Source organism: Marinovum sp., assembly GCF_034669705.1.
Classification (GTDB): Bacteria; Pseudomonadota; Alphaproteobacteria; order Rhodobacterales; family Rhodobacteraceae; genus Marinovum.
In genome coordinates this window covers 151175-177664 of record NZ_JAXMOR010000005.1, presented here as the reverse complement: position 1 = coordinate 177664, position 26490 = coordinate 151175, and the positions used below count along the sequence as shown (strand labels likewise).

The 26490-nt window shown below is 66.7% G+C and carries 24 protein-coding genes; 10 read left to right on the top strand and 14 right to left on the bottom strand.

Annotated features, from left to right (window positions below):
* Nucleotides 1-19: 19 nt before the first annotated feature.
* Both VOI27_RS05710 and VOI27_RS05705 read right to left on the bottom strand, forming a co-directional pair.
* Complete coding sequence (locus VOI27_RS05710; RefSeq protein WP_323764344.1) at nucleotides 20-3733, bottom strand: efflux RND transporter permease subunit; 3714 nt, start codon at nucleotides 3731-3733, stop codon at nucleotides 20-22.
* Entirely contained in the window at nucleotides 3730-5052 is a 1323-nt protein-coding gene (locus VOI27_RS05705; RefSeq protein WP_323764343.1) for an efflux RND transporter periplasmic adaptor subunit, read from the bottom strand. The genes VOI27_RS05710 and VOI27_RS05705 overlap by 4 nt, the downstream gene beginning before the upstream one ends.
* A 258-nt stretch (nucleotides 5053-5310) precedes the next feature.
* Between VOI27_RS05705 and VOI27_RS05700 the strand changes: the two genes are divergently transcribed.
* From VOI27_RS05700 to VOI27_RS05685, 4 genes are all read left to right on the top strand, one after another.
* Nucleotides 5311-5967 carry a tetratricopeptide repeat protein gene (locus tag VOI27_RS05700; RefSeq protein ID WP_323764342.1) on the top strand — a complete coding sequence of 219 codons (657 nt, stop codon included), beginning with the start codon at nucleotides 5311-5313 and terminating at the stop codon, nucleotides 5965-5967.
* Between the two features lie 64 nt (nucleotides 5968-6031).
* Nucleotides 6032-7348: a PQQ-like beta-propeller repeat protein gene (locus VOI27_RS05695; RefSeq protein ID WP_323764341.1), complete on the top strand. Its 1317-nt coding sequence runs from the start codon at nucleotides 6032-6034 to the stop codon at nucleotides 7346-7348.
* 42 nt (nucleotides 7349-7390) lie between these two features.
* A complete protein-coding gene (der, locus tag VOI27_RS05690) occupies nucleotides 7391-8854 on the top strand; it encodes a ribosome biogenesis GTPase Der (RefSeq protein ID WP_323764340.1) in 1464 nt (487 codons plus the stop codon).
* Between the two features lie 309 nt (nucleotides 8855-9163).
* A complete protein-coding gene (locus VOI27_RS05685) occupies nucleotides 9164-9400 on the top strand; it encodes an EF-hand domain-containing protein (RefSeq protein ID WP_323764338.1) in 237 nt (78 codons plus the stop codon).
* A 131-nt stretch (nucleotides 9401-9531) separates the two neighbouring features.
* On the opposite strand, the gene VOI27_RS05680 is transcribed toward VOI27_RS05685, so the two are convergent.
* From VOI27_RS05680 to yajC, 6 genes are all read right to left on the bottom strand, one after another.
* Complete coding sequence (locus VOI27_RS05680; protein WP_323764337.1) at nucleotides 9532-10245, bottom strand: hypothetical protein; 714 nt, start codon at nucleotides 10243-10245, stop codon at nucleotides 9532-9534.
* Between the two features lie 27 nt (nucleotides 10246-10272).
* On the bottom strand, nucleotides 10273-11565 hold the full coding sequence (gene serS / locus VOI27_RS05675) for a serine--tRNA ligase (RefSeq protein ID WP_323764336.1): 1293 nt from the start codon (nucleotides 11563-11565) through the stop codon (nucleotides 10273-10275).
* Nucleotides 11566-11638: 73 nt separating this feature from the next.
* Nucleotides 11639-12391 (bottom strand): sulfite exporter TauE/SafE family protein, encoded by a 753-nt coding sequence (locus VOI27_RS05670; protein WP_323764335.1) that lies wholly within the window; start codon nucleotides 12389-12391, stop codon nucleotides 11639-11641.
* Nucleotides 12384-13349 carry a protein translocase subunit SecF gene (gene secF / locus VOI27_RS05665; RefSeq protein ID WP_323764334.1) on the bottom strand — a complete coding sequence of 322 codons (966 nt, stop codon included), beginning with the start codon at nucleotides 13347-13349 and terminating at the stop codon, nucleotides 12384-12386. Before secF ends, VOI27_RS05670 begins: the two co-directional genes overlap by 8 nt.
* 4 nt (nucleotides 13350-13353) lie before the next feature.
* Nucleotides 13354-15015 carry a protein translocase subunit SecD gene (gene secD, locus VOI27_RS05660; RefSeq protein WP_323764333.1) on the bottom strand — a complete coding sequence of 554 codons (1662 nt, stop codon included), beginning with the start codon at nucleotides 15013-15015 and terminating at the stop codon, nucleotides 13354-13356.
* Nucleotides 15016-15036: 21 nt separating this feature from the next.
* The gene (gene yajC / locus VOI27_RS05655; protein WP_323764332.1) at nucleotides 15037-15327 is read right to left on the bottom strand and encodes a preprotein translocase subunit YajC; all 291 of its coding nucleotides are present in this window, start codon (nucleotides 15325-15327) and stop codon (nucleotides 15037-15039) included.
* 706 nt (nucleotides 15328-16033) lie between these two features.
* Here yajC and VOI27_RS05650 point away from each other — a divergent pair.
* From VOI27_RS05650 to ccmD, 5 genes are all read left to right on the top strand, one after another.
* Entirely contained in the window at nucleotides 16034-16399 is a 366-nt protein-coding gene (locus VOI27_RS05650; protein WP_323764331.1) for an Mth938-like domain-containing protein, read from the top strand.
* Between the two features lie 70 nt (nucleotides 16400-16469).
* The gene (gene ccmA, locus VOI27_RS05645; protein WP_323764330.1) at nucleotides 16470-17084 is read left to right on the top strand and encodes a heme ABC exporter ATP-binding protein CcmA; all 615 of its coding nucleotides are present in this window, start codon (nucleotides 16470-16472) and stop codon (nucleotides 17082-17084) included.
* Nucleotides 17081-17737, top strand: a complete 657-nt coding sequence (ccmB, locus tag VOI27_RS05640; RefSeq protein WP_323764329.1) for a heme exporter protein CcmB — start codon at nucleotides 17081-17083, stop codon at nucleotides 17735-17737. The genes ccmA and ccmB overlap by 4 nt, the downstream gene beginning before the upstream one ends.
* 261 nt (nucleotides 17738-17998) lie before the next feature.
* The gene (locus VOI27_RS05635; protein WP_323764328.1) at nucleotides 17999-18730 is read left to right on the top strand and encodes a heme ABC transporter permease; all 732 of its coding nucleotides are present in this window, start codon (nucleotides 17999-18001) and stop codon (nucleotides 18728-18730) included.
* Nucleotides 18727-18891 (top strand): heme exporter protein CcmD, encoded by a 165-nt coding sequence (ccmD, locus tag VOI27_RS05630; RefSeq protein ID WP_323764327.1) that lies wholly within the window; start codon nucleotides 18727-18729, stop codon nucleotides 18889-18891. Before VOI27_RS05635 ends, ccmD begins: the two co-directional genes overlap by 4 nt.
* On the opposite strand, the gene VOI27_RS05625 is transcribed toward ccmD, so the two are convergent.
* Both VOI27_RS05625 and VOI27_RS05620 read right to left on the bottom strand, forming a co-directional pair.
* Nucleotides 18876-18998, bottom strand: a complete 123-nt coding sequence (locus VOI27_RS05625) for a hypothetical protein (protein ID WP_323764326.1) — start codon at nucleotides 18996-18998, stop codon at nucleotides 18876-18878. The genes ccmD and VOI27_RS05625 overlap by 16 nt on opposite strands.
* 243 nt (nucleotides 18999-19241) lie before the next feature.
* The gene (locus tag VOI27_RS05620) at nucleotides 19242-20150 is read right to left on the bottom strand and encodes a Hint domain-containing protein (RefSeq protein WP_323764325.1); all 909 of its coding nucleotides are present in this window, start codon (nucleotides 20148-20150) and stop codon (nucleotides 19242-19244) included.
* A 267-nt stretch (nucleotides 20151-20417) separates the two neighbouring features.
* On the opposite strand from VOI27_RS05620, the gene VOI27_RS05615 reads away from it, so the two are divergent.
* Nucleotides 20418-21422, top strand: a complete 1005-nt coding sequence (locus tag VOI27_RS05615; RefSeq protein ID WP_323764324.1) for a hypothetical protein — start codon at nucleotides 20418-20420, stop codon at nucleotides 21420-21422.
* Between the two features lie 15 nt (nucleotides 21423-21437).
* On the opposite strand, the gene VOI27_RS05610 is transcribed toward VOI27_RS05615, so the two are convergent.
* The 4 genes from VOI27_RS05610 to VOI27_RS05595 all read right to left on the bottom strand — a co-directional run bounded on the left by VOI27_RS05610 (nucleotide 21438) and on the right by VOI27_RS05595 (nucleotide 26364).
* Entirely contained in the window at nucleotides 21438-22610 is a 1173-nt protein-coding gene (locus VOI27_RS05610) for a Hint domain-containing protein (RefSeq protein WP_323764323.1), read from the bottom strand.
* A gap of 244 nt (nucleotides 22611-22854) precedes the next feature.
* The gene (locus tag VOI27_RS05605) at nucleotides 22855-23739 is read right to left on the bottom strand and encodes a Hint domain-containing protein (protein WP_323764322.1); all 885 of its coding nucleotides are present in this window, start codon (nucleotides 23737-23739) and stop codon (nucleotides 22855-22857) included.
* 358 nt (nucleotides 23740-24097) lie between these two features.
* Complete coding sequence (locus tag VOI27_RS05600; RefSeq protein WP_323764321.1) at nucleotides 24098-25003, bottom strand: Hint domain-containing protein; 906 nt, start codon at nucleotides 25001-25003, stop codon at nucleotides 24098-24100.
* Between the two features lie 332 nt (nucleotides 25004-25335).
* Nucleotides 25336-26364 (bottom strand): Hint domain-containing protein, encoded by a 1029-nt coding sequence (locus VOI27_RS05595; protein WP_323764320.1) that lies wholly within the window; start codon nucleotides 26362-26364, stop codon nucleotides 25336-25338.
* Nucleotides 26365-26490: the final 126 nt, after the last annotated feature.

Below are 26490 nucleotides of genomic sequence, written 5' to 3'. Positions count from 1 at the left end.
CAGAGCCGCCCGGTGCCGTCTATTCGGCGGCGCGCAGCGGCAATTCGGGTTGATCGCTGTCGCGCGTGGCGGCGGCAGGCGGACCGGGCTCGTCGACCCAGAGGATTTCGGGGTGCTTGATGCGGCGCGCCTTGCGGGTCAGCGCCCAGTCGCGCGCGGCGCGGCTCGAGCGGCCCTGTCCCAGCCGCGCCAGCAGGCGGGCAACCCAGAGCACATAGGTCCAGAACCAGACCCGCATCGCCAGCATGGCCGGGGTGAAGACCAGGGTCAGCACCGTCGCGATGCCGAGGCCGAAGACCACCGCGGTGGCCAGCTGCTTCCACCACAGCGCGGTGGGGCTGTCGATCGAATAGCCGCCCGCCCAGAAATCGAGCGACAGGCCGAACATCATCGGCGCGAGGCCGGCCATGGTGGTGATCGTGGTCAAAAGCACCGGGCGGATGCGGTCCTCGGCGGTGCGGATGATCGCCTCGATCCGCGGCATGTACTGGCTGTATTCCATGTAGGTGTCGATCAGCACGATGTTGTTGTTCACCACGATGCCGGCCAGCGCGACGATGCCGGTGCCGGTCATGATGATCGAGAACGTCTGATCCATCACCAGCATGCCGATCAGCACGCCGGTGGTCGAGAGCACGACGGCCAGCAGCACCAGAACCGCGTTGTAGAAGCTGTTGAACTGCGCCAGCAGGATGATGAACATCAGCCCCAGCGCGCCGGCAAAGGCCGACATCAGGAACTGCTGGCTCTCTTCCTGGTCTTCCTGGTCTCCGGTCCATTCGGTCTCGACCCCGGCGCCCAGCTCGGCGGTGCCAAGCCAGTCGGTCAGCAGCGCGATGCGCTCGTTGGCGGTGAGCGGGACGGCGCGCAGATCGGCGGCTTTCAGGGTGTCGAGCGTCTCGCCCTCGGCGAAACTGTCGATCACGTAGCCGCTGGGGCCGAGGCTCAGCGCGGCGGGCGCGCCCTCCGGGGCCACGCGGCCATAGGCGCGGATCTCGCTGGTGTCGCCCTCGCCGCTGACAAAGGTGATCAGCCCCGGCCGCACCCCGGCCTTGACGTCGAAATAGCGTTGTTGGTCGACGCGCGAGATCTCGGCGAGTTTGGCCACCGGCTGCCGGGTGACGAAGTTCGACAGCGGCACCAGCCCGTCGGCCGTGCGCACCTTGAGCGTGTCGAGCGTCGAGAGCACCCGGTCCTCCTCCGGCAGCCGGACGCGGATGTCGATCTCTTCGTCGGAGCTGTCGACGCGCATGGTGTCGAGCAGGATGCCGCGGGTCACCAACTGTACCATGGCGCCCACCGTGGCCACATCGGCGCCGAAGCGGCCGGCCTTTTCGACGTCGACGTCGATCTGCCAGTCGATGCCGGGCAGGGGCAGGGTATCCTCGATCAAGTAGAGCCCCGGGGTGGCCTCGAACTGCGCCCGGGCCCGCTCGGTGGCGGCGATCAAGTCGGTCCAGTTGTCGCCCTTGAGCCGCAGGTGCACCGGTTTGGCGCTGGCCGGCCCGCGCGCCTGGGCGAGGATCTCGATGCGCACACCGGGAAGCTGCTCGAGCTCGGCCTGCAGCTCCTCGAGGATGAGGTCGCCGTCGAGATCAGGGCGGTCGGCGCGGTCTTCCCAGGGGATGGTTTCCAGCTGGACCTGACCGATGGTCTCTTTCGGCGGCTCGGCGCCGCCGGTGTTGGAATTGAGCCCGCCGTCGCCGGCAAAGGCAAAGGCGTTGTCGATGCCGGGGTGGGCGAGCACAATCTCCTCGGCCTGGGCGACGATGGAGTCCTTCTCCTCGAGCGAAAGGTTGCCGCGTGCCAGAACGTAGACGATGGCCTGTTCCGGCTCGCTTTCGACAAAGAACTCGACCCCCTTGTTGTTTTCGCCGAAGTAGCCGAAGACCGAGAATACGAACCCCAGCACCGCAGCAGCGGTGACGATCGGCATGATCGGGTTGCCGGCGATCAGCTTGATGACCCAGCCGAAGGGCGTGCGGCGGCGGCCCGCGCGGATGCGTTTGCGCTGCCAGTGAAATTCGACCGCACCAAGCGTGACCGAGGCCATGAAGGCCCCCGCGAGGAAGATCGCGGCGCCTGCCAGCAACGGCAGCGCGCCCGCGGGCGGGGTGGCAAACAGGTAGGCGGGGTTGAGCACCTGCATCGCGCCGACGAAGATCACCAGAAGCGAGACCGGCACCAGCGCGGCGCGGATCAGCCAGGGGACGTGACGTTCGAGCCAGTCCGAAGAGCGGGCGAAGAAGCGGCTCATCCGGCCGGTGACGCCGCCCATCACCGGCAGGTAGATCAGCGCCACGATCAGCGAGGCCGAGAGCACGAAGATCAGCGTGACCGGCAGCATTCCCATGAACTCGCCGGGGATGCCGGGCCAGAACAGCATCGGCAGGAAGGCGCAGAGCGTCGTCGCGGTGGACGAGACGATCGGCCAGAACATCCGCTTGGCGGCCTCGACATAGGCATGCATCGGGCCGACACCGTCGCGAATGCGCTTGTCGGCGTATTCCACCACCACGATGGCGCCGTCGACCAGCATCCCCACGGCAAGGATCAGGCCGAACATGACAATGTTCGAAATTGTAATGCCCATTACGCCAAGCAGCACGAAACAGAGCAGGAAAGATGTAGGGATCGCAAATCCCACCAGCAGCGCGGGCCGGGTGCCAAGCGCCGCCAGCACCACGATCATCACCAGCGCGATGGCGGTCAGCACCGAGCCCTCAAGCTGGCTGACCATCGAGGCCACCACCCGGCTCTGGTCATTCGATGTGCCCACTTCCACCGCCGCACGCAGTTCGGGCGGCCAATCGGCCTGCGCCGCGGCAACCTCCTGCTTTATCTGAGCTGCGGTGTCTATCAGATTGAAACCCTTGCGCTTTACCACCTGAAGCGCCACCGTCTCTTCGCCATTGAACCGGGCGGTGCCGATCCGGTCCTCGAAGGTCAGCTGGATCTGCGCCAGATCGCCCAGCGTCACCACGCGGTCGCCATTGGTCTTGACCGGCAGGTTGTAGACGTCTTGCGGCTCGTCGAAGGACGAGGGGATCTTGACCGCAAAGGTGCCCTGCGCGGTCTCGACCTCGCCGGCGGCGATCAACTGGTTGTTGTTCTGCACCACGCCGATCAACTCGCCGGCCGTGACATTGTAGGCCTCGAGCCTGAGCGGATCGATCAACACCTCGAGCATCTCGTCGCGGTTGCCGGCGATGCCGGCCTCGAGCACCGCGTCGAGCCCCTCGATCCGGTCCTGCAGATCCTTGGCGACGCGGGCCATGGTGCGCTCGGGCACGCTGCCGGTCAGGTTGACGATGACGATGGGGAATTCCGAGAAGTTGATCTCATTGATCGAATATTGCTCGGCGCCCACGGGAAAGCTCGCCTCGGCCGATTTCATCGCGTCGCGGACGTCGGCCATGACCTTGGTCTTGTCCCAGCCGAACTCGAACTCCAGCGCCACCCCGGCATAGCCCTCGGAGGCGGTGCTCGAGAGCGTCTTGAGCCCGTCGAGATCCGACAGCTCAGTTTCCATCGGCTTGACCAGCAGGGTCTCGGCATCGGCGGCGGATATGCCGGGGAAGGGGACCGAGACGAAGAGCGCCGGGATCTCGATATCCGGCTCGCCCTCTTTCGGCAGGTCGACATAGGCAAAGCCCCCCGCCAGCAGCGACAGGACGATGAAGGCCATCACCATGCGGGCGCGAGAGGCGGCCCAGTCGACCATTCCGGTCATTGGCTGACCTCCGCCGTTACCTCGCGAAAGGTGGGGATCACCCTGACGCCGCTTTCGACATATTCCTGCCCCAGCGTGATCACGTCGACCCTGTCGGGCAACCCCGCCAGCCAGACGCCCTCGCGGGTGTCGCGCAACAGGGTCACCGGCAGGAAGGCCACGGTGCTGTCTTCGGTGACGCTGCGGATGCCCAGCGCGCCTTCGTCGTTCAGGGTCAGCACCGAGGCCGGCAGCAGATGCGCGGCGACGCCCTCGGTCGAGATGGCGATCTCGGCGGTCTGGCCGTCGCGGATCCTCAACTCGGGGTTGGCGGCGGTGATCTCGACGCGAAAGGTGCGGGTGGTGGGATCGGCCGAGCGCGACAGGAAGGTGACCTCGCCGCGCACGTCGCTGCCCTCGGCCAGTTGCGCGCCGGCCATGGCACCGAGTGCGATCCGTGCGACCTCGGTTTCCGGCACATAGGCCACCAGCTTGATCGGGTCGAGCTGGATGATGGTGGCGCAGAGCGCGCCGGGCTGCATCAGCGTACCCAACTCGGCGGCATCTGAGTCCAGCAGGCCGGCGAAGGGGGCGGTGACCTGCAGCCGGTCGATCTCCTTGCGGGCCACGGCGACCGCGGCCTCGGCGGTGCGGATCGCGGCCTGAGCGCCCTTGAGCCCGGATTTCGCGGTCTCGATACCGGCGCGGGCGGCGCTGACCGAGGCCTCGGCGCTGCGCACCGCCGCCTGGGTTGCTGCGACCCGGGTCTCGGTGGAAAATCCGTCGCGCTTGAGCGCGTTGGCGGCGCGGGCGTTGATCTCGGCCTCGTCCAGCCGCGCCAGCGCCTCCTGCAGGCGCGCTTCGGCCTCGGGCACTCCGGCCTCGATGCCGGGCACGCGTGCCTCGGCCTCTTCCAGCCGCGCCAGCGCCTCGTCGAGCGCGGCGCCGCGGGTGCCGGGATCAAGCTCGCAGAGCAGCTGGCCCGGTTCGACAAAGGCGCCCTTGCGCAGCGGCTCGGAGATCACGAGGCCGCTGGTCTCGGCCATCACGCTGACCTCTCGGGCGGCCTCGGTCTGGCCGCGCAGGATCACCGCGGTGTCGACCACCTCGGCCTGCGAGTGCCGCGCCACCACCCGCACGCCCTCAGGCGCCGGGGTCTCACGGGTCTCCTGCGGCTCCGGCGCGGCGGGCGGTTCGGCGGCGTCAGCGTCGTCGGTCTCGCCCAGCAGCAGCGCCAGGTGGTTCTCGCGCGCAAACTGATAAAGCGCATCACGCTGCAGCACGGCAAGCACGAGAAAGGCGGTCACTGCGAGGGCCGTCAGGAGGGGGATCAGTCGCATGCGATGCCTTCTTTGCGTAACAAACAGCGTGACACCGGCCACAGCGAATATGCCGCCGGGTCTCGGGGCCGATATAAGGACAATACGCTGAACAGACCAGTTCAGTTTAAACTTTTCGTTGACCGGCTGCAATAAAGCCGCAGCGCTGCCTGATTTTGCGACCGCTGGCGCGGGCTTGGCACTCGCAGCGGGCCGGGGTAAGAGGGGCGGGACCCGCCCGACACCCGGGACATCGGCGTGAAAACAAGAGGCAGTGACGTGAGCCAGACCGACAGTTTCATCGAAGAAGTGACCGAAGAGGTCCGCCGGGACCGGCTTTTCCTGCTGCTCAAGCGCTACGGCTGGATCGGCGTGCTCGTGGTGCTGCTGATCGTCGGCGGCGCGGCCTGGCGCGAGTATTCCCGCGCCCAGGACCGGGCCGAAGCCGAGGCGCTTGGCGATTCGATGCTGGCGGCGCTCGAGAGCGAGGACCCCGAGGCGCGGATCACGGCGCTTGGCGCGGTCGAGGCCGGATCGGCCGGCGGCGTGGCGCTCTTGGGCCTGCTGACCGCCGCCGAGCAATCCAGCGCCGATCAGGAGGCCGAGGCCGCCGAAACCCTCGGCGCGATTGCCGCCAATGGCGAGGTGCCGCAGATCTACCGCGACATCGCCGGCTTCCGCATGCTGCTGCTGCAATCGGACACGCTCGAGGCCGATGCGCGCCGCACCGGTTTCGAGGCGCTGGCCCGCGCCGGCAGCCCGCTGCGCCTGCTGGCCGAAGAGCAGATCGCGCTGATCGACGTGGAAACCGGTGACAGCGAAGCCGCAATCGAGAAGTTTCAGGCGATCCTCGAAGATGCCGAGGTCACCGCGGGCTTGCGCCAGCGGGTGTCTCAGGTGATTGTCGCCTTGGGCGGAGAGCTTGACGCCGCCTGAAGCGTGTCGGGTCAATGGTTTGGCCGCATGTGATGGCCGGAAAAGAATGACGGGGACGGGTGTGGTGACAACGGCAAGGAACAGGACAGTCTTGGGCGCGGCGGCGCTTTGCATCGTGGCGGCCTGTTCGCAGAACGAGGTGATCCTGCCCGGCAAACGCGAGGCGATCCGCGCCGACGAGGCCGCATTGGCGCCCGAGACCGCCGTGGCGGATGCGCTGGCGCTGCCGGCGGTGCGGCGCAATGTCGACTGGCTGCAGGGCCATGGCACGCCCGCCACCCGCACCGACCATCCGGCCCTGGGCAGCGCGCTGCGCACGCTCTGGACCGCGCCGATCGGTCAGGGCGACAGCCGCAAGCTGCGGATCACCGCCGACCCGGTGGTGGCCGACGGCCGCATCTTTACCCTCGACAGCGAAGCGCTGGTCAGTGCCACCTCGACCGCCGGTCAGACCCTGTGGCAGCGCAACCTCGCGCATGCGCGCGATGGGGCCGGGCAGGGCTCTGGCGGTGGGTTGGCCATGGGCGGCGGGCGACTCTATGTCACCTCCGGCTACGGCACGGTGACCGCACTCGACCCCGCGACGGGCGCCGAGATCTGGAGCCAGAAGCTGCAAGCCACGGGGACCGCCGCGCCGAGCTATGACGGCGAGATCGTCTATCTGGTGGCCGGCGACCGGACCGCCTGGGCGCTCGAGGCCGACAGCGGCCGCATCCGCTGGCAGATCGACGGGCTCGACGACGTCAACAACGTGCACGGCGGCCCGGCACCGGCGATCACCGACCAGTTCGTGATCTTCGGTTATGGCTCTGGCGACGTGCAGGGCGCCTTCAAGAAGGGCGGCCTGCAGATGTGGAACGCCACTCTCGCGGGCAACCGCGGCGGCTTTGCCATCAACCGCGTCGACGACATCACCGGCGATCCGGTGGTGGTGGACAACACCGTCTATGTCGCCAACCACACCGGCCGTCTGGTGGCGCTCAACGCCGGCTCCGGCTCCCGCAAGTGGACCGTGCGCGACGCCGCGCTGCAGCCGGTCTGGGTGGCCGGCGGAGCGGTGTTCTTCATCTCTGACCGCAACGAGCTCAAGCGCGTCAATGTCTCGGATGGCGGCGCGGTCTGGTCGGTCGAGCTGCCGGGCTATACCAGCCAGCGGCCCCGCCGGCGCGACCGGATCTACGGCAACTACGGCCCGATCCTCGCCGGCGGCCGGCTTTATGTGGCGGGCGGCGACGGCACCCTCAGGGCGTTCGATCCGGCCAGCGGTCAGCTGATCGATACCGCCCCGATCCCGGGCGGCGCGACGGCAAATCCGGTGGTCGCGAACGGCGTGATGTACATCGTCACCAAAAACGGCCAGTTGCAGGCCTTGGGCGGCTGATGTATCGGAGGCGTTTGATGCCTTCCGGAGCCGTGTAGTCAGATGTCTTTCAGCCTCGCCATCGTGGGTCGCCCCAATGTGGGCAAATCCACGCTGTTCAACCGCCTCGTGGGCAAGCGCCTTGCGCTTGTCGATGACCAGCCCGGCGTCACCCGTGACCTGCGCGAAGGCGAGGCGCGGCTGGCCGACCTGCGCTTTACCGTGATCGACACCGCCGGTCTCGAGGATGCCACCGACGACAGCCTTGAGGGCCGGATGCGGCGGCTGACCGAACGCGCGGTCGACATGGCCGACATCTGCCTGTTCATGATCGACGCCCGCGCCGGTCTGACCCCGGTCGACGAGATGTTTGCCGAGATCCTGCGCAAGCGCGCCAAGCACATCCTGGTTGCCGCCAACAAGGGCGAGGGCTCGGCCGCCGATGGCGGTGTCATCGAGGCCTGGAACCTCGGGCTGGGCGAGCCGATCCGGCTTTCGGCCGAGCACGGCGAGGGGCTCAACGACCTCTACACCGCGCTGCTGCCGATCTCTGACGAGCTTGCGCTGACCGCGCCAGAGGACACGCCCGAGACCGACGTGGTGGTCGACCCCGACGCCGAGGTCTTGCCCGACCATGCGCCGACCAAGTCGAAACCGCTGCAGATCGCCGTGGTCGGCCGGCCCAATGCCGGCAAGTCGACGCTGATCAACCAGATCCTCGGCGAGGACCGCCTGCTGACCGGCCCGGAGGCCGGCATCACCCGTGACGCGATCTCGCTGCAGATCGACTGGAACGGCACGCCTTGCCGGATCTTCGACACCGCCGGCATGCGCAAGAAGGCGCGGGTGCAGGAAAAGCTCGAGAAGCTCTCGGTCTCTGACGGGCTGCGCGCGGTCAAGTTCGCCGAGGTGGTGGTGGTCCTGCTCGACGCAGCCATCCCCTTCGAACAGCAGGACCTGCGGATCGCCGACCTGGCCGAGCGCGAGGGCCGCGCCGTGGTGGTGGCGGTCAACAAGTGGGACGTTGAGCCGGAAAAGCAGCAGAAGCTGCGCGATTTGAAAGAGGCCTTCACCCGGCTGCTGCCGCAGCTCAAGGGCGCGCCGCTGATCACCGTCTCGGCCAAGACCGGCAAGGGGCTCGACCGGCTGCATGACGCCATCAGCCGCGCGCATGATACGTGGAACCGCCGGATCACCACCGCCCAGCTGAACCGCTGGCTCGAGGGGATGATCTCGGCGCACCCGCCGCCGGCGCCGCAGGGCCGCCGGATCAAGCTGAAATACATGACCCAGGCCAAGACGCGGCCGCCGGGCTTCGTGGTGATGTGCTCGCACCCCGACAAGATGCCAGAGAGCTACACCCGCTACCTTGTCAACGGGCTGCGCGAGGGCTTTGACATGCCCGGCACGCCGATCCGGCTGACGCTGCGCGGGCAGGGCGACAAGAACCCCTACAAGGGCCGCAAGAAACCCGGCCCTTCGAAGCTGCGTAAGCACCTCGGCAAGAATCGCGGCGACGACCGCTAGGCGCACGCCCACCCTGCCGGACAGCCAAAAACCGCCGGAAACCGCTTGAGGTCCCGGCGGTTTCTTTTTGCGCGGGGGCCTGCCGGTGGCGTCGGCAACGGCTTGCTGCTTACGGGGGATGGCGCAACCTGAGGGCGAATTTCCGCGCGGGATCTCGGCCGGTTTCTGCCGGGCGGCGGCAAGGCTCTGCCGGTTCTTGGAACTGCCATTCTTGCGCCGGGACAGAGGGTTGCGGGGCGCGGTGAAGGTCACCAGTTTGGTCGCAGACGGCAGCGACCGTCTGTTTGTAACAGTGACAGGAGTAACAAGTTGATCCGCAAGACCCTCACGCTCGCAGGCTTTGTACTGGCCGTGGCAAGCCCGGCACTGGCCCAGACCGATGTGGTCGACAGCGACGGCGACGGCACCTACTCGATGGCAGAGCTGCAGGCGGCCTATCCCGAGATGACGGCCGAGGACTTTGGCCGTGCCGACGTGGATCAGAGCGGCGATGTCAGCCCTGACGAGCTGACCATCGCGATCGAAACCGGGCTGCTCACGGAATAATCCCGGTCACCGGTTTCGGGTGGGGGCCTGTCGCAGCCGCAGATCACGGCACGGGCAGGATGATCGGGTGCACCCAGCGCCCGGGTCCGGAACCGGCGGGCGGCGTCCTTCGCGAGGAAGGGCGCCGCCCCTCACGCCCTGCGGTGCCAGAACTGCACCAAGGCGAGCCCGGCCAGCCCCAGTGCGCCGCCGCCGGCCAGCAGCAGCACCGCGACCGGCCCGCCCGGCCAGTTCGCCACCACCACCGCCACCAGTGCCCAGACCACCGCGATCGGATAGCCCGGCGCATCCGGACGGCGCAGGGTCACCATCACCGCCAGCGCCAGCGCCAGCAACAGCGCCAGCAGCGCCGCCAGAACCGCGTCGGTGATGCCGTAACCGGCCAGCAGCAGCGCCAGAGAGACCGAGGCCGCCGCCGTCAGCCAGCCGGCGTAGAGCCCGACCGGCCAATGGCCGAACCAGCCGTCGCGGCTGGGCGCGCGCAGCAGCGCCAGCACCGCGCCGCCCCACATCACCCAGATCAGCAGCGTCGACCAGATCGGGCTGGCCTGCGCCACCGCCAGCCATGGCGCGCCGACCACCAGCGAGATCAGCAGCGGCCAGCGAATTGGCGCCCAGTCGGGCGCATCGTGGCGTTTCAACAGCTGGAACCCGGTTCCGAGGATCAACCAGACATAGATCACCCCCCAGATCGCAAAGGCATAGCCCGCCGGCTGGGCTGGCGGGTCATCCTGCGGGATCGGGAATTGATCGGGGTCGAACCCGTTGAATCCGGGCGTGACAAGCGGACCGAGCGCAAAGGCAAGGGCCGCGACGAAGAGGAGTATGGCGAGGGCACGTGTCATGCCCCGCCATCTAATGCGGCCCGGTCGTCAGACCAGTGCGCCCTCGGCAGAAAGCGACGTCTTGCCACGAAGGTAGGGGTGCAGCGCCTCCGGCAGGGTGACCGAGCCATCGGCCTGCTGGCCGTTCTCGAGCACCGCGATCAGGCAGCGGCCCACCGCGAGGCCCGAGCCGTTGAGCGTGTGCAGAAACTCGGGCTTGCCGCCGTCTGCCGGTTTCATCCGGGCGTTCATCCGCCGCGCCTGGAAGTCACCGCAGACCGAGACCGAGGAGATCTCGCGGTAGCTGTCCTGGCCCGGCAGCCAGACCTCGATGTCATGGGTGCGGCGCGCGCCAAAGCCCATGTCGCCGGTACAGAGCACCACGGTGCGATAGGGCAGGCCCAGCCGCTCGAGAATGCCTTGGGCGCACTCGGTCATCCGGTCGAGCTCCTCGCGGCTTTTCTCGGGATGGGTGACCGAGACCATCTCGACTTTCTCGAACTGGTGCTGGCGCAGCATGCCGGCGGTGTCGCGCCCGGCGCTGCCCGCTTCCGAGCGGAAGCACTGCGAATGCGCCACGTAGCGCCGCGGCAGGTAGCTCTCGGCCACGGTCAAGCCGTTGACGATATTGGTCAGCGGCACCTCGGAGGTCGGGATCAGCCACCAGCCGTTGGTGGTCTGATAGCTGTCCTCGCCGAACTTGGGCAGCTGGCCGGTGCCATACATCATCTCTTCTTTCACCAGCACCGGGGTCCAGGTCTCGGTCAGCCCGTTCTCTTCGACATGGGTGTCGACCATGAACTGCGCCAGCGCCCGGTGGATGCGGGCCACCGCGCCAGAGAGCACCACGAAGCGCGAGCCCGAGAGCTTGGCGGCGGTCTCGAAGTCCATGCCGTCCTTGACGCCGGCGAGGTCGTAATGCTCCTTCGGGGTGAACTCGAAGGCGCGCGGCGTGCCCCAGCGGCGGATCTCGACATTGTCCTCCTCGTCCGCACCGTCCGGCACATCGTCGAACGGCAGGTTCGGCACCGACATAAGCGCGTCGGTCAATTGCTGGTCGAGATCCTTGGCGCGGGCCTGCATCTCGGCGACCTCGGCCTTCTTCTCGCCGACCAGCGCGCGCAGCCGCTCGAACTCGGCCTCGTCGCCACGGGCCTTGGCGGCGCCGACCTCTTTCGCGGCGGCCTTCTGGTCGGCCTGGGCGGTCTCGGCGGCATGGATCGCGGCGCGTCGGGCCTCGTCGATCTCGAGCAGGGACGACGACGCATTCTCCACCCCACGGCGGGCCATGGCGGCATCGAAAGCAGCCGGATTTTCGCGGATGGCGCGGATGTCGTGCATCTCTTCGTCCTCTGATTGGTGTGAGTCGCGCCGAGGTTATGCAACACCTGAGCGCAAAGCGGTAGGGGCGGGATCAGTCGAAGAGCGGTGCGCCAGAGACCACCGCCAGCGCGATCACCCCATAGGCCATCCAGCGGTAGCTGCGCTCATAGCTCGGATCGAACATCCGCTGGCCAATCAGCGCCGTTCCGACGTAGGGCACCGCCAGCACCAGCGCCACCAGAACCATCGCCGGGTTCGACAGGCCGGCAAGGACCAGGTTGGCCAGCACCACCACGTCGAGCAGCGCGAGGTAGAGGATGGTATTGGCCCGCACCACCCGCGCCGCCTTGAGCCCGACGAGGTAGAACAGGATCACCACCGGCCCGGTCAGACCGGTCATGCCGCCGACCAGCCCGGCCGCGAGGCCGATCGAGATCAGCCCGCCGCGGCCCATGGTGCCGCGATAGCGCCAGCCGGTGATCAGCGCGATCAGCGTGCCGCCGGCCACCGCCGTCACCACCCAGCGCACCGTGGTCTCTGGCAAGGCGTGCATCGCCTGCACACCCAGCGGCACGGTGAGCACGCCGCAGAGCGCCATCAGCCCGACCTCGGCCTTGTCGGCATCTTTCCAGGCGCGCGGCAGCAGCGCCACGGTGGTGCCGACGCCGGTGAGGGTGATGAGCAGGATGACATCGGCCGGCGGCAGGAACTGGCCGGCCACCGGCACGAAGATCAGGGCAGTGCCAAAGCCGGTAAAGCCGCGCACGACGCCCGCCATGGCAATGGTAAAGACCATCCAGCCCAGTCCCGGCACCGCCAGCACCGGGACGAGCCAGTCAGGCATCCACGTCGCCGAACTGGTTGCCGGTGTCCTTGGTCTTGGTCCAGTCGCGCTTGACGCCCAGCATCAGCAGCACGGTCGAGGCCACGAAGATCGACGAGTAGGTGCCGACCACGACGCCCCAGATCATCGCGAAGACGAAGCCCCGGATCACGTCGCCGCCCAGCACGAAAAGCGCGATCAGCGCCAGAAGCGTGGTCAGCGAGGTCATGAAGGTCCGGCTGAGGGTCTCGTTGATCGACAGGTTGAGCACCTCGCGAAGAGGCCGTTTCTTGAACTTCATCAGGTTCTCGCGCACCCGGTCAAACACCACAACCGTGTCGTTCAGAGAATAGCCGACGATGGTCAAGAGGGCGGCGATGATCGCGAGGTCGAACCTGATCTGCAGCTCCGAGAAGACACCGATGGTCAGGATCACGTCATGCACCAGCGCCACCACCGCGCCGAGGGCAAACTGCCACTCGAAGCGCAGCCAGATGTAGACCAGCACCGCCGCGATGGCGAGTACCACGGCGATTGCCGCGGTCTGGATCAGCTCTCCAGAGACCTTGGGACCGACCGATTCCACCGAGATGAAGCGGATGTCCGGCGCCACGCCCTGCAGTGCCGCCTCGACCGCCGCGATCACCCCGGCCGAGACGCTTTCCTCGCCGTCCTGGGCCTGGATGCGGACCATGGCGACATGCTGGTCGTCGTCAAAGCTCGGGTCGAAGACTTCCGAGATCGAGATGTCGCCCAGCTCGAGCGCCGCCAGCGCGTCGCGGTAGAGGCCGATGTCGAGGTCCTGGCTGCTCTCGGTGCGGATCGTGGTGCCGCCGCGGAAGTCGATGCCGTAGTTCAGCCCACGCAGCCCGAAAGAGACGAAGGCGAGGACGATCAGGACCATCGAGATCCCCAGCCAGAGCTTGGGGCGGGAGAAGAAATCCCAGGAAGTCTCCTGCGGGACAAGTTTCAGACGCATGGGCCTATACCTCGATGGTTTTGGGGCGGCGGCGTTCGAACCACGTCACGATGATCAGCCGCGTCACGAAGATCGCGGTGAACACCGAGGTGAGAATGCCCAGACCCAGCGTGATGGAGAAGCCCCGCACCGGGCCGGAGCCCATGACGAAGAGGATCACGGCGGTGATGAAGGTGGTGATATTGGCGTCGACGATGGCGCTCAGCGCCTTTTCATAGCCAAGCTCGATGGCGCGGGCCGGGCCGCGCGCGGTCTTGAGCTCTTCGCGGATCCGCTCGAACACCAGGACGTTGGCATCGACCGCCATGCCCACCGTCAGCACGATACCGGCGATGCCCGGCAGGGTCAGCGTCGCGCCGATCAGGCTGAGCACGCCGAACAGCAGGCCGATGTTCAGGATCAGCGCGATATTGGCGAAAAGGCCGAAGAGACCGTAGCTGAGCACCATGAAGACCAGCACCGCGGCAAAGGCCACCATGGTGGCGATCTTGCCGGCCTCGATGCTGTCGGCGCCAAGCTCGGGGCCGATGGTCCGCTCTTCAAGGAAGTCGAGACCGGCGGGCAGGGCGCCCGCACGCAGCAGCACCGCAAGGTTGGTCGATTCCTCGACCGAGAAATTGCCGGTGATGATGCCCGAGCCGCCGGGAATGTGGCTCTGGATCACCGGTGCGCTGATCACCTCGTCATCGAGCACGATGGCGAAGGGGTTGCCGATGTTCTCGGCGGTGTAATCGCCGAACTTGCGCGCGCCGGAGGGATTGAACCGGAAGTTGACCGCCGGGCGGCCGTTCTGATCGAAGGCGGGCTGCGCGTCGGTCAGCTCTTCGCCGGTCACCACCGGGTTTTCCTCGAGCACGTAGAACACGCCGTCCTCGTCCAGCGAGGGCAGGATTTCCTCGCCGATGCCGGGGTTGGCGGTGCCGTCGGAGGTGCGGCCCACCACCGGCTGAAAGGTCAGCTGGGCGGTGGTGCCGATGATGTCCTTGAGTTCCTGCGCCGAGCCGAGCCCGGGCACCTGGATCAGGATGCGGTCGCTGCCTTGGCGCTGGATGGTGGGTTCGCGGGTGCCGACCTCGTCGATCCGGCGGCGGATGATCTCGAGCGACTGCTGCACCGTGCGCTCGTCGGTGGCGAGGCGTTCGGCTTCCGACAGGGTGACGATCAGCACGTCCTCCTCGCCGCGGACCGCGAGGTCCTGTTCGCCGGCCGAGGTCAGCGACACCACCGGCTGCGCCAGGGCGCGGATCGCGGTCAGGGCGGCCTGCATGCCCTCAGGATTGCCGAGCTTGACGTGCAGCTCGTCGGCCGGGGCGTTCTGCCGGCGGATGGTGCCGACCTCGTCGCGCAGCGGCCGCAGGGTGTCGCGGACCTCGGGCCAGAGCGCGGTGATGCGGCTCTCATAGACCTCCTCGACCCTGACCTCGGCCAGGAGATGCGCACCGCCGCGCAGGTCGAGCCCGAGGTTGACCAACGCGGCCGGCAGGAAGGACGGCCAGCCCGCGGCCTGATCGCTCAGCTCGGCGGTGGCGCCTTGCACCTCGATGGCGGCGCGGGCGTCATTGACGCCTTCGACCCGGCTGTAAAACGCATTCGGCAGGGCAATGACAAGCCCCGCCGCACAGAGCGCCCAGATGAGCACCCGTTTCCAAAGATCGATCTGCAGCATGCGCCGCTCCCCTTTCAGAGGTCAGGACTTGGCAGGCTCGGTCTTGTTGAGAACCTGGGCGATGGTGTTCTGCACCACCCGGACCTTGACGCCCTCGGCGATTTCGACCTCGATCTCGTTGCCGTCTTCCTTGACCTTGGTCACCTTGCCGATCAGCCCGCCCTGGGTGACCACCTGGTCGCCACGGCGCAGGGCGCTGACCATGTTCTGGTGCTGTTTCATCTTTTTCTGCTGCGGGCGGATGAGCAGGAAATACATGATCGCAAAGATCAGGATCAGCGGGATGAATTGCGCGATCGCGTTGCCTTCCATGGAGGCGTCCTTTCAAGATGAGGGGCCGCGGGGGGACCCCCGCCGAATTTTGCCGGAACCTATGCGCGGCAGGGGCGGTTTGCAAGGCGAAGGCGGGCGGGACCTGCGGGGAAAGTGGCAGTGGCGGGGGTGCGGCGGTGGCGTCGGACTGTTGGCGGGGTCTACGGGTCGGACTTTGGAACAGCAGCTTTGATCTCCCCGCGCGTTGACCGCGGGCTGAGGGCTCGAGGCGCAGCGTCATGCCAAAGGCAAGCCGTTGGCATGAGGCCTCCCTCGGCACGTCGATTTGGCTGCCTCTGACGCCTCGATCAAAGGTTGTTCGAGCTTGGCTGCGTAAATTGCTCAACAAGACCGTTTGTTCGCCACACCACGGCCAATCGATGCGCGGCTGAGGAGGGGGTGATGCGCTATCAGCCCCAAGCCGAAACGACCGCCATATACCTCCCTGCGCGTTAACAGCGGGCTGCAAGCCCGCCGCGCATCGTCATGCCAAAGGCATGCCTTTGGCATGACGCCGTCCCCTGGCACGGCGATTTGGCAGCCGAACTCGCGGCGTTCAGAGGTTCTACGGATTTGGTTACCATTAATCGCGCAGCATGACCGTTGGATCGCCGCCCTACGGCCCGACGATGCGCGGCTCGACACCACCGCCCCACAACGCACGGCTCGTCTTTTCTTCTCCCCGCGGCTCCGCTATCTCTTCCCCATGCGACTGAACGAGATCTCCTTCACCGACGCCGAGCCCGTCGACGGCTATGGCCCCGGCTTCTTCCGCATCGGCGGCAAGGTCCATCGCGGCCATGTGATCACCGCACCTTCGGGCACCCGCCTCTGGGACGGTCTTGACGACACCGCGCCGCTTTTGGCGCTGGCCGGAGAGATCGACGTGCTTTTCATCGGCACCGGCGCCGAGATCGCGCATATTCCCGCCGCGCTGCGCCAGAGCCTCGAAGCCGCCGGTCTCGGGGTCGAGACCATGGCCTCGCCCGCCGCCTGCCGCACCTACAACGTGCTGCTCTCGGAAGGGCGCCGGGTGGCACTGGCGGCCTTGCTGGTGGCAGCGGCAGAGTGACGCCGGCGCACAGAGCCGGGTGCCGCCGCGGTGCGTGCCGTCGGCCGGTCGTTGCGGCAGGCCGCACGTCATGATCCTGCAGGCCGACACCCTGACGGTCACCCGGGGGGGCATTCCGGTGCTCGAGGCGGTGAGCTTTGCCTTGCCACCTGAGCGCGCACTGGTGCTGCGCGGGCCCAACGGCATCGGCAAGACCACGCTGTTGCGCACGGTCGCCGGGCTGCAGCCACCGCTGAAAGGCCGGCTGACCGGGGCGGAGGACCGCGTGGCCTATGCTGCCCATGCCGACGGGCTGAAATCGACCCTGACAGTGGCGGAAAACCTCACCTTCTGGGCGCAGGTCTTTGGCCGGACCGATATTGCCCCGGCGCTCGCCGCCTATGAGCTGGAGCCGCTGGCCAGCCGAGCCGCCGGCCAGCTCTCAGCCGGGCAGAAACGCCGGTTGGGACTGGCGCGGCTGATGGTGACCGGGCGGCCGATCTGGGTGCTGGACGAACCCACGGTCTCGCTCGATCGCGCGGCGGTGGCGATGTTTGCGGCGGCCGTGCGGGCGCATCTGTCAGGCGGTGGCGCGGCGCTGATCGCCACCCATATCGAGCTTGGCCTCGATGGCGCTGAGCTTGATGTCAGCCGGTTTCGTGCCAAGCCGCGCACGACGGATGAGTTCGACGAGGTCTTCCTGTGATCGCGCTGCTGAAACGCGACCTGGCGCTGGCGGTGCGGGCCGGGGGCGGTTTCGGCCTTGGGCTGGCATTTTTCCTGATCGTCGTCACCCTGGTGCCCTTCGCGGTCGGCCCGCAGTCGGACCTGCTGGGCCGGATCGCGCCCGGGGTGCTCTGGCTGGGCGCGCTTCTGGCCTGCCTGCTGTCGCTTGACCGCATTCTGGCACTCGACTGGGAGGATGGCTCGCTCGACCTGCTGGCCACCGCGCCGCTGCCGATGGAAGGCATCGTCTCGGTCAAGGCACTGGCGCATTGGCTGACCACCGGGCTGCCGCTGGTGCTTGCCGCGCCGGTGTTCGGCGTGCTGCTGAACCTGGCGGGGCCGGGCTTTTTCTGGCTCACGCTGTCGCTCTTGCTCGGCACGCCGGCGCTCTCGGTGATCGGCACCTTCGGCGCGGCGCTGACCGTGGGGCTGAAGCGCGGCGGGCTGCTGTTGTCGCTCCTGGTGCTGCCGCTCTACGTGCCGACGCTTATCTTTGGCGCCGAGGTGGCGCGGCGCGGGGCAGAAGGCATGGCGGTGGAGACCCCGCTGATGATGCTGGCAGGGGTGTCGCTGGCGGTGATCGCGCTGCTGCCCTTTGCCAGTGCGGCGGTGCTCAGGGTGAACCTGCGGTGATGGGGGCGGTGGGTTGCAAACCCACCCTACGGCGGGGCGCGAGGGGCGGGGTGTTGCAATCCCACCCTACGGCGGGACGCGAGGGGCGGGGGGGTGCAATCCCACCCGATGGCGGGCAGGGGGCGCTGGCATGGCGCAACAGGCCGTGGGGTGCCGACCCGCCCTGCAACAGGACACCGTGAACTCCGCCGGTCAAAGGCGCGCCGGACCGCGACGAAAATGCCGCTGGCATCGCCACACATTCACGAATAGGTATCTGTCATGACCTCGATCTGGGAATATGCGAACCCGAAGAAGTTCATCGACACCAGCGACCGGGTGATCCCGGCGCTTTGGGTGCTGTCGCTGGGCTGTCTGGCCACCGGGTTGATCTGGGGGTTCTTCTTCACGCCGGACGACTACCGCCAGGGCTCGACCGTCAAGATATTCTACCTGCATGTTCCGGCGGCGCTGATGGCGATCAACGCCTGGTTCATGATGCTGGTGGCCTCGCTGATCTGGATCATCCGCCGCCACCATGTGAGCGCGCTGGCCGCCCGCGCCGCGGCGCCGGTGGGACTGGTGATGACGCTGATCGCGCTGGTCACCGGAGCAATCTGGGGCCAGCCGATGTGGGGCACCTGGTGGGCCTGGGATCCGCGGCTGACGTCGTTCCTGATCCTGTTGCTGTTCTACCTCGGCTATATCGCGCTGTGGAGCGCGATCGAGAATGACGACACTGCCGCCGACCTGACCGCGGTGCTCTGCCTCGTCGGTTCGGTCTTTGCGGTGCTGTCGCGCTACGCGGTGAACTTCTGGAACCAGGGGTTGCACCAGGGCGCCTCGCTGTCGCTCGATGCCGAGGAGAACGTGGCGGATGTCTTCTGGTACCCGGCGCTGGTGGCAATGGCGGGCTTTGTGCTCTTGTTCGTGCTCTTGGTGCTGATCCGCACCCAGACCGAGATCCGCGCGCGCAGGATGCGCGCCCTGCTGGCACGGGAGCGGATGCAATGATCCCTGAGCTTGGCAAATACGCCGGCGCGGTGCTCTCGGCCTATGGGGTCAGCCTGTTGCTGCTGGCGCTGATCATCTGGGCCAGCCTGTGGCGGGCGCGGCAGGTCCGCGCCCAGCTCAGGGATGTCGAGGCGCGGCTGAAGGCTCAGCGCTCGCAGTAGGTGCCGGGCTGACTGACCGGGCAGGAGGCGCGCTGGCTGTCACTGCCCTGCGCCCCGATCACGGCGAGCACCAACAGGATCGCCGCCTGAACTGTAACCAAAATCATTCTCATCTCTAGGAATCCATTCTGCCTCTTGCGCCCAATTCTATGTGGGCTGCCGGCAGATAAACGGGGAATAGCCCGGCTGTCGCCTCACGAATGCGCGATGGGCGGGGCGCTGCGCACATATTCGGCGGGGCTGCGGGAACAGGTGGCACATCAGGCACGGGATGCCTCGGAAACACGCGCGCCGCATGCGGTCCGGGTCGGCAAGCGGCGGCGCAGGGCGCGCCGCCGGGGGAAAGCCTTTCAGCCGGTCCTCTTGCGGGGCTGTGCCTCGTCTCCCATCGACAGGCCAAGCCGGGCCCTGAGGGACGACGGCACCATCCGCGCGGCGCTGATCCGCGGCATGGGCATTTCGCGGATGACCTGCTCTGCGCCGTAAAGCTCCAGGTACTCGCTGTAATTGTCGAAAGCACGGCGGTCGAGGTAGTCGATGAAGGTCTCGGCCGGGGCGCCCTCGGCAAGGATCACGTCGTGGTTCTCGGTCTCGACATGATAATAGGTGACGCTGTCGCCGAGTTCGGCCAGCGGCACCCAGTTGATCGTCGTACCATTCACCAACGCGGCGGCATTGATCACCAGCCCGTCGATCACCAGCCCATGATCGCCGGTCACCACAAGGGGCCGTTTTGGCAGCCCGTCACCCAAGGCGCCCTTGCGAATGCGCACCGGCTGGATGCGCGCACCGTTGAGGAATTTGCGGATGGTCTGTCGGCCCAACCATTTGACGGCGACGGTCTTGCCGCTTGCGGTCAGGATGTCCTGGCCAATGCATAGGGTTTCGACGGCGCGGTCGCCGTCTGGGGTGGCGATCAGCGTGCCGGCGGCAAAACAATAGCTGTAAGACGCCGAGGTATCGGGATTGACGTTCGACCCCTCCAGACCGTTGTTGTTCGACACGACGAAGCGCGCGAAGCTATTTTGGTCCTCGATAATCGGATCGCCGTTCCCGGACAGACCGATGTAGACGAACGGTCCGGTGAAGCCCGAGGAGGACCAGTCGATGTCCTGGTTAGGATCGGTGTTGCCGTTGACGCCGTCTCCGTCGCTGGCAAGCTCTACAAGTGTGGTGGGATTGGACTGGGCCGGACCATGCGTGGCACCGGCGCCCATACCTTGAACTTCATAGTAAACGCTGAAACTTTCTTGAGCCATGTGAATATCCCTCGGAAGTTATGTAGTCTGTCAAAATAGGGTCCCGTAACGCCATGAACCGGTGAAAATAGTCCCGATGGCACGGGGATCGGACCGTTAGGCTAGCGCGGCTTTGTCAACCAGACAAGTTTTGGTTTAAACGCCCAGGTTCCGGCTTGCGGCAGGGCGCAGGCGTGGGGATACTTGGCCGGTGCTGCCACGCCGAGGCGGCGGTGGCGTGACCGTGCGGTGCGGCGCTGGCCGCCGGCAGACCCGATGGAGCGCGCATTGGACGTTTTGATCTTTGGTGACGGGCCGGCGGCGCGACTGGCGGCCATCGCGCTTGCGGGCCTTGGCCTGCGGGTGGTCCGGGCCTTGCCGCGACCGGGGCTGGGACCGCCGCCGACCACCCGCCACACCCATGTCGTGGCCAGAACGGTGCTGCCCAGTGCCGCGGCAATCGACGCCGGATTGGCGCAGGAGATCACGGCGCGGATTGCCCCGGACTGTCTCTGGCGCCAACTGACCGGCGATGGCTGCACCGAGTACACCGAACCGCACATTTCCCGCGCCGCGATCGACAGCGCGCTGGCGGTCTGCCTGGCCCGGCGTCCCCTAGAGGCCTGGCGCGATGTCACGCTCACCGGGCGCTGCGGCACGCGGCTGAGCGCTCGGAGCGCTGCCGGGGCAGGGGTGTTTGACCTGGTCATCGACGCCACCGGCGCGCATCGGGCGACGCGGGCCATGCTGGCGCCCTTCGCGCCGGCGGCACGGCTCGAGGATGATGGCCCGGTGCGGCTCTATCAGACCTACGAACTGGCCCTGCCGGCACCGCAGCCGCTGCTGCATTGGTCCGGCCCTGCGGTCGAGGGGCCGACGCGGGCGCTCTATGGCGATTTCGACGGTCGGCGGATGCGCATCACCGCGGCGCTGGGGCGGGGCGCGCCCCGCATCGCAACGCTCGACGATGTCGCGCGGGCCGTCCATCCGCAGGTGGCCGCGCTCATCCCCAAGGGCGCCCGGCTGGTGCGCAGGACCGCGACCATCGCGCCGAATTACCGCCGGTTGCGGGTGCCGGAGGCGGAGATGCCGAACTGGATCGCTCTGGGCGACGCGCGCTCGCAGTGGCCGCCCCGGCTGGGCACCGGGCTGAGCGCCTTGTTCCGACAATGCCGGATCCTGCAAGAGACCCTTGCGGGTGGCGGCACCCCGCAGGAGGCGCGCACCGCCATCGACACCTGGCTCGATACCGAATGGGACAAGCAGATGACCCTTTCGGCGCATCTGCGGTAGTCCGCGCCGGACGCCTCAGCCCGCCAGCGGCGTCACAGCCTGCTCGGCATGGACGATCCCCAACCGCGCCTTGATCGCCGCCGGCACGAGCCTTGGCGCGGAGATCCGCGGCATGGGCATTTCGCGGATGATCCTTTCGGCGCCGTAGAGCGCGAGGTACTCGGCGTGATTGTCGAAGGACTGCCGGCCAATGTAGTCGATGAAGGTCTCGGCCGGCGCGCCCTCGGCGAGGATGACGTCGTGCGCCTCGGTCTCGAGGTGGTAATAGGTCACCTCGTCGGGCAGTTCGGCCAGGGGCACCCAGGCGATCGTGTGGCCGTTGACCAGCGCCGAGGCATTGATGACCAGACCGTCAATCACCAGCCCATGATCGCCGGTGAGGGTCAGATCGGAGCGCGGCAGGCCACCGCCCAAGGCCCCGGCACGGACCCGGACCGGTTGCAGGAACAGGCCGGAGGTCTTCTTTCGCGCAGTCTGGCGGCCGACCCATCTGACCGCGGCCGCGCCTCCGCCTGCGGTGGTGACCATGTCGCCGATGACAAGACACTCTACCGCGACCTGGCCCGCCGGCGTGGCAATCGCGGTTCCGGCGGTAAAGCATTGGTTTTCCGTGCCCGGCGTGGCTGTGGCAGAGTCAAAATCTCCCTCCTCGCCGTCGGGCGTGCGCTGGAAGGATTGATCGCTCGGTCCGGGATTGGCCGGGGTCTGGTCGCGGCCGATTTCGGTTGATCCCGGGTTCTCGGCCAGAAAGTCGGCGTCGTCGGCAGCATCGAAGTTCGTGGCGGGACCGGTCAACACGATATGCTGGTTGGCGCCGGGATCGTGCAGATAGAGGTTCCCTGGGTCGTTCCACCAGAGTTGATGGTCTGAGAAATCCGACTGTCCGCCGCCGATGTTGTTCGGCGACGTTCCGGTGGCGCGTTCACTGTCGACAAGGGTGAAGTGCTCGCCCGGGCCAAGCGAAGTTCCCGGCGGAAACGTATGGAGAAGCGCGAAATTCACGCCATCGAACCCCCAAAGCTCGAGGCCGCCGATATCGATCGCCGCGCCCGAGACGTTGGTGAATTCCACAAACATATCCTGGAATCCGTTGGTGCCGTCGTTGAAGTTGTTGTGATCGGTCGTCGGGTGGGCATGCAGTTCGTTGAACGCGATACCTCCCCTCAGAACATGGTCTGTCACTGGCATGGGCTGGTCTCCGAGCTGGGAAAGGACTTGTTTGAGAGGTCGAGAAACGGCGCGATGACAGGCAAGCTGTCAAGACGACGCGGCAACGAGACAACGCGGAAACAAGACAACTCGGAAACAAGACAACGCGGAAACACGTCAAAACCGGGCCGTGACCGCGGCGTCCCGCACGGGTCTGCGGCGGGTCTTTCCGGGCACAGACCCCGGACCAGATGGGTCGCCGGCGCGGGCCGGCCGTGAGGCGTCAGGCGGTCAGCGCCATCTCGCCGTCGGCCAGAACACCCAGCCGCGCGCGGATCGCCTTCGGCAGCAGCCGGGCGGCACTGATCCTCGGCGCGGCCATCTCGGGAATGATCCGCTCGGCCCCGAAGAGGCCAAGATACTCGGCGAAATTGTCGAAGGCCCGCCGCCCGAGATAGTCGATGAAGGTCTCGGCCGGGGTGCCATTGGCGAGGATGACGTCGTGCGCCTCGGTCTCGACGTGGTAAAAGGTGATCTGGTCGGGCAGGTCGCGCAACGGGACCCAATCGATGGAATGCCCGTTGACCAGCGCAGAGGCATTGATCACCAGCCCGTCGATCACCAGGCCATGGTCGCCGGTGACGGTCAGATCCGCGCAGGGCAGTCCCTGACCAAGCGCTCCGGCGGCGATGCGGACCGGCTGCATCCGGCGACCAGAGCTCACCCTGGCGAGGGTCTGGCGACCGATCCAGCGGACCGCCACCGACCGGCCCGCTGCCGTCGCGATGGTATCACCGATGCGCAGATCCTCGACCGCGATTGCACCAAGCGGCGTGGTGATGCGCGTGCCGGGCGCAAAGCAATGGGCCGAATTGGCGGTGTTGATCGATGCAAGCGGAACGTTGTCCGGGTAATTGTCTATCTGGGATTGCTGCGTCGCGCCAAAGTGGTCGGGCGGCAGCGGATGCGCGAAAAGGTGGGTCGTCGTGGTGTTGTTCGGATTGCCGTTGAAATGGGTGATCTCGAAAACCTGGAAGACCTCGCCATTGAACGTGAAGCTGCCGACCCATTCTGTTTGCCAATCCAGACCCGTGGCCTGCGAGTCGTAGGCTTCCCCGGCCTCGAAGGTATCCGGCACCGTGCCGCCGGAGAGTTCCGTGTGGGTCATGGTGACGGGGCCGACAATGGTCCCTGACGACTGCGTTAACGTTGTTCCGTCAAAGTTGTAGGTAGCTTGCGAATTTGTTTCAAAAGGCATGATGCTGATCCCGTAAATGCGACCAAAGTCCTAGTGTCGTCTCATCTGAAATCAAAACTCAAGCCTGACAGGATCAGGATCCGGCTTCCGGGCCGCGACCGGCAAACGGCAAAACGGCCCGGAAGCAGGGGCTCCGGGCCGCGTCATCGGCCAGAATTCGCTAGTGTGGTGGGGGCCGTCTTCTTCGCCCTCAGGGCCGCTTTCGACCGGTCGCGCAGCGCCGGGCGGCGGGCGGGCCGGCCGGCGCTGCGCGAGGCCAGTGACGGCGTCAGCCGGCCAGTGCGAGGTCTGCCGCCGGGTCCGCGAGGTTTAGGCGCTGACGCAGCGCGCCTGGCAGCAGGCGTGCCGAGGAAATCCGGGGCTGCGGCATTTCGGGGATGATCCGCTCGGCACCGTAGAGCGCGAGGTATTCGGCGGCATTGTCGAACGCCTGACGGCCAATGTAGTCGATGAAGGTCTCTGCCGGGGCGCCCTCGGCAAGGATCACGTCATGCGCTTCGGTCTCAATGTGGTAGACGGTGAAGCTGTCTGGCAATTCGGCCATCGGCACCCAGTCGATGGTGGTGCCGTTGACCAGCGCCGCGGCGTTGATCACCAGCCCATCGATCACCATGCCATGATCGGCGGTGACGGTCAGGTCGGCATGGGGCAGGCAATCGCCAAGCGCCCCGGCGCGAATGCGGACCGGCTGAAAGCGCGCGCCCATGACGGCGCGGTGCAGGGTCTGTCGACCGATCCAGCGCACCGGGACGGTGGCACCGGTGGCGGTCAGCACGAGGTCGCCGATCTCCAGCGCCTCGACGGCGCGGTCGCCGTCGGCGGTTGCGATCCGGGTGCCTTCGGCAAAGCAGGTGGCTTGCGAACTCGCCGACACCGGGGCGGGATCACTGACGTAATTGCTGGGATAGGCCGGGTCGCCGGAGGCCGCGGTGGGGGAGACGATGGAATAAAACGAAGGGCTTTCGAAGACGAGGAAGAGATGTCCACCTTCGGTATAGTGACCGACGAAGCTGTATCCAGATCCGTTCGTATAGGCGTCGCCCACGTCCCAACTGTCGTCGTCGGTGTCGTCGCCGCCGATCAATGTACCGTCGGGCAAGTTGTTGCTGTTGATAATGCCGCCGCCGGGTTTGGCATAAAGAGTGAATGAGGCGATTTCATAGTCTTGGGCCATTAATTTTCCAGTCGTCCAGTTCAATTTACGCCCGCGATATCCGGCGGACGCCTTCTATGTTGCACCGCGCCGAATGCCTTGTCTGGGCGGTCACCCGACGGACGCTCTCCAGATGTTTCCACGATGTCAATGTCTTGGCTCGAAGGTGAGAGGTATTTAACGGGTGAAGCATCAAAATTTGCGCTAAGCTCGGGCCACCGGGATCCAGAAAGGCCCGGAGGGTGATGCCTCGGGCCCTGTCCGGTCACCGGTTTCGGCGCGGAGACGGCCGACTTCATCTGGTTGCGCAGGCGGCACTAAAGATCAGTGACCGCGGGGGGGCGCCGCTGGGATCACCCGGCGTCTGAGACGGCTGCCGCCGGGTCCGCGAGGCCCAGACGCCGACGGATCGCGCCCGGCAGCAGACGCGCCGAGGAAATTCGGGGCGTCTGCATTTCGAAGATGATCCGCTCGGCACCATAGAGCGCGAGGTACTCGGCGGCATTGTCGAACGCCTGCCGGCCGATGTAGTCGATAAAGGTCTCTGCCGGGGCGCCCTCGGCGAGGATCACGTCATGCGCTTCGGTCTCGACGTGGTAGACGGTAAAGCTGTCTGGCAGGTCCGCCATCGGCACCCAGTCGATGCTGGTGCCGTTGACCAGCGCCGCGGCGTTGATCAACAGACCGTCGATCACCATGCCATGATCGGCGGTGACGGTCAGGTCGCTGTGAGGGACCCCGTCGCCAAGCGCCCCGGCGCGGAGGCGGACCGGCTGACACCGCAGGCCGGCGGTCGCTCTGGTCACGGATTGGCGCCCGAGCCACCGGACCGGCACGACCTGGCCCGCGGCGGTCAGCACCTCGTCTCCGATTGCCAGTGCCTCCACCGCGACTTCGCCCTGGGGCGTCGCGATCCGCGTGCCGGCGGCGAAACACGCCAGAAGGTTGGAGAAATTCGAGTAGTCGACGGTACCGTCAGAGTTATGGTTCGAGACCGAATAGTTGACCCCGGCGATCATCGGGGTTTCCGAGACCAGTGCGTAATCGAGCGTATTGAGCGGGCTGAAATCGTCATTTGCGGTTGAATTCTCGAACACGACATAGACGGTGAATGACGGATCGCCGTTATCCGGTGTTACCGTGAATTTTGCACGCGAGGCGACGGGAGTGCTCTTGAGGAAAATCGCCGAATCCGGGCCCACGATCTGATTGGTATCGTTCGGACCGATGTCGTCGAATATGGCATCATCGCTATCGAGCACCTGAAAACTCGCTTCTGCGCCGCTGGCGAAGGTGAAGGAATGCGTCTCGTCCGGGTTCGTATAGACATCTTCCATCGTTGCGCTGAACGTCGTGTTGATCGTCAATACAGCAAAAGTCATGCCAAAAACCTCCGGGTCAGGTCTGAATGAATGCGTGGAATGACGGCAATCGTAGCCCGGACTCCGCCGCGCCGCCAAGTGATGTGACGCGGTGCCGGGCGAACAGGCCGGGAGCGGCGGCTCGCG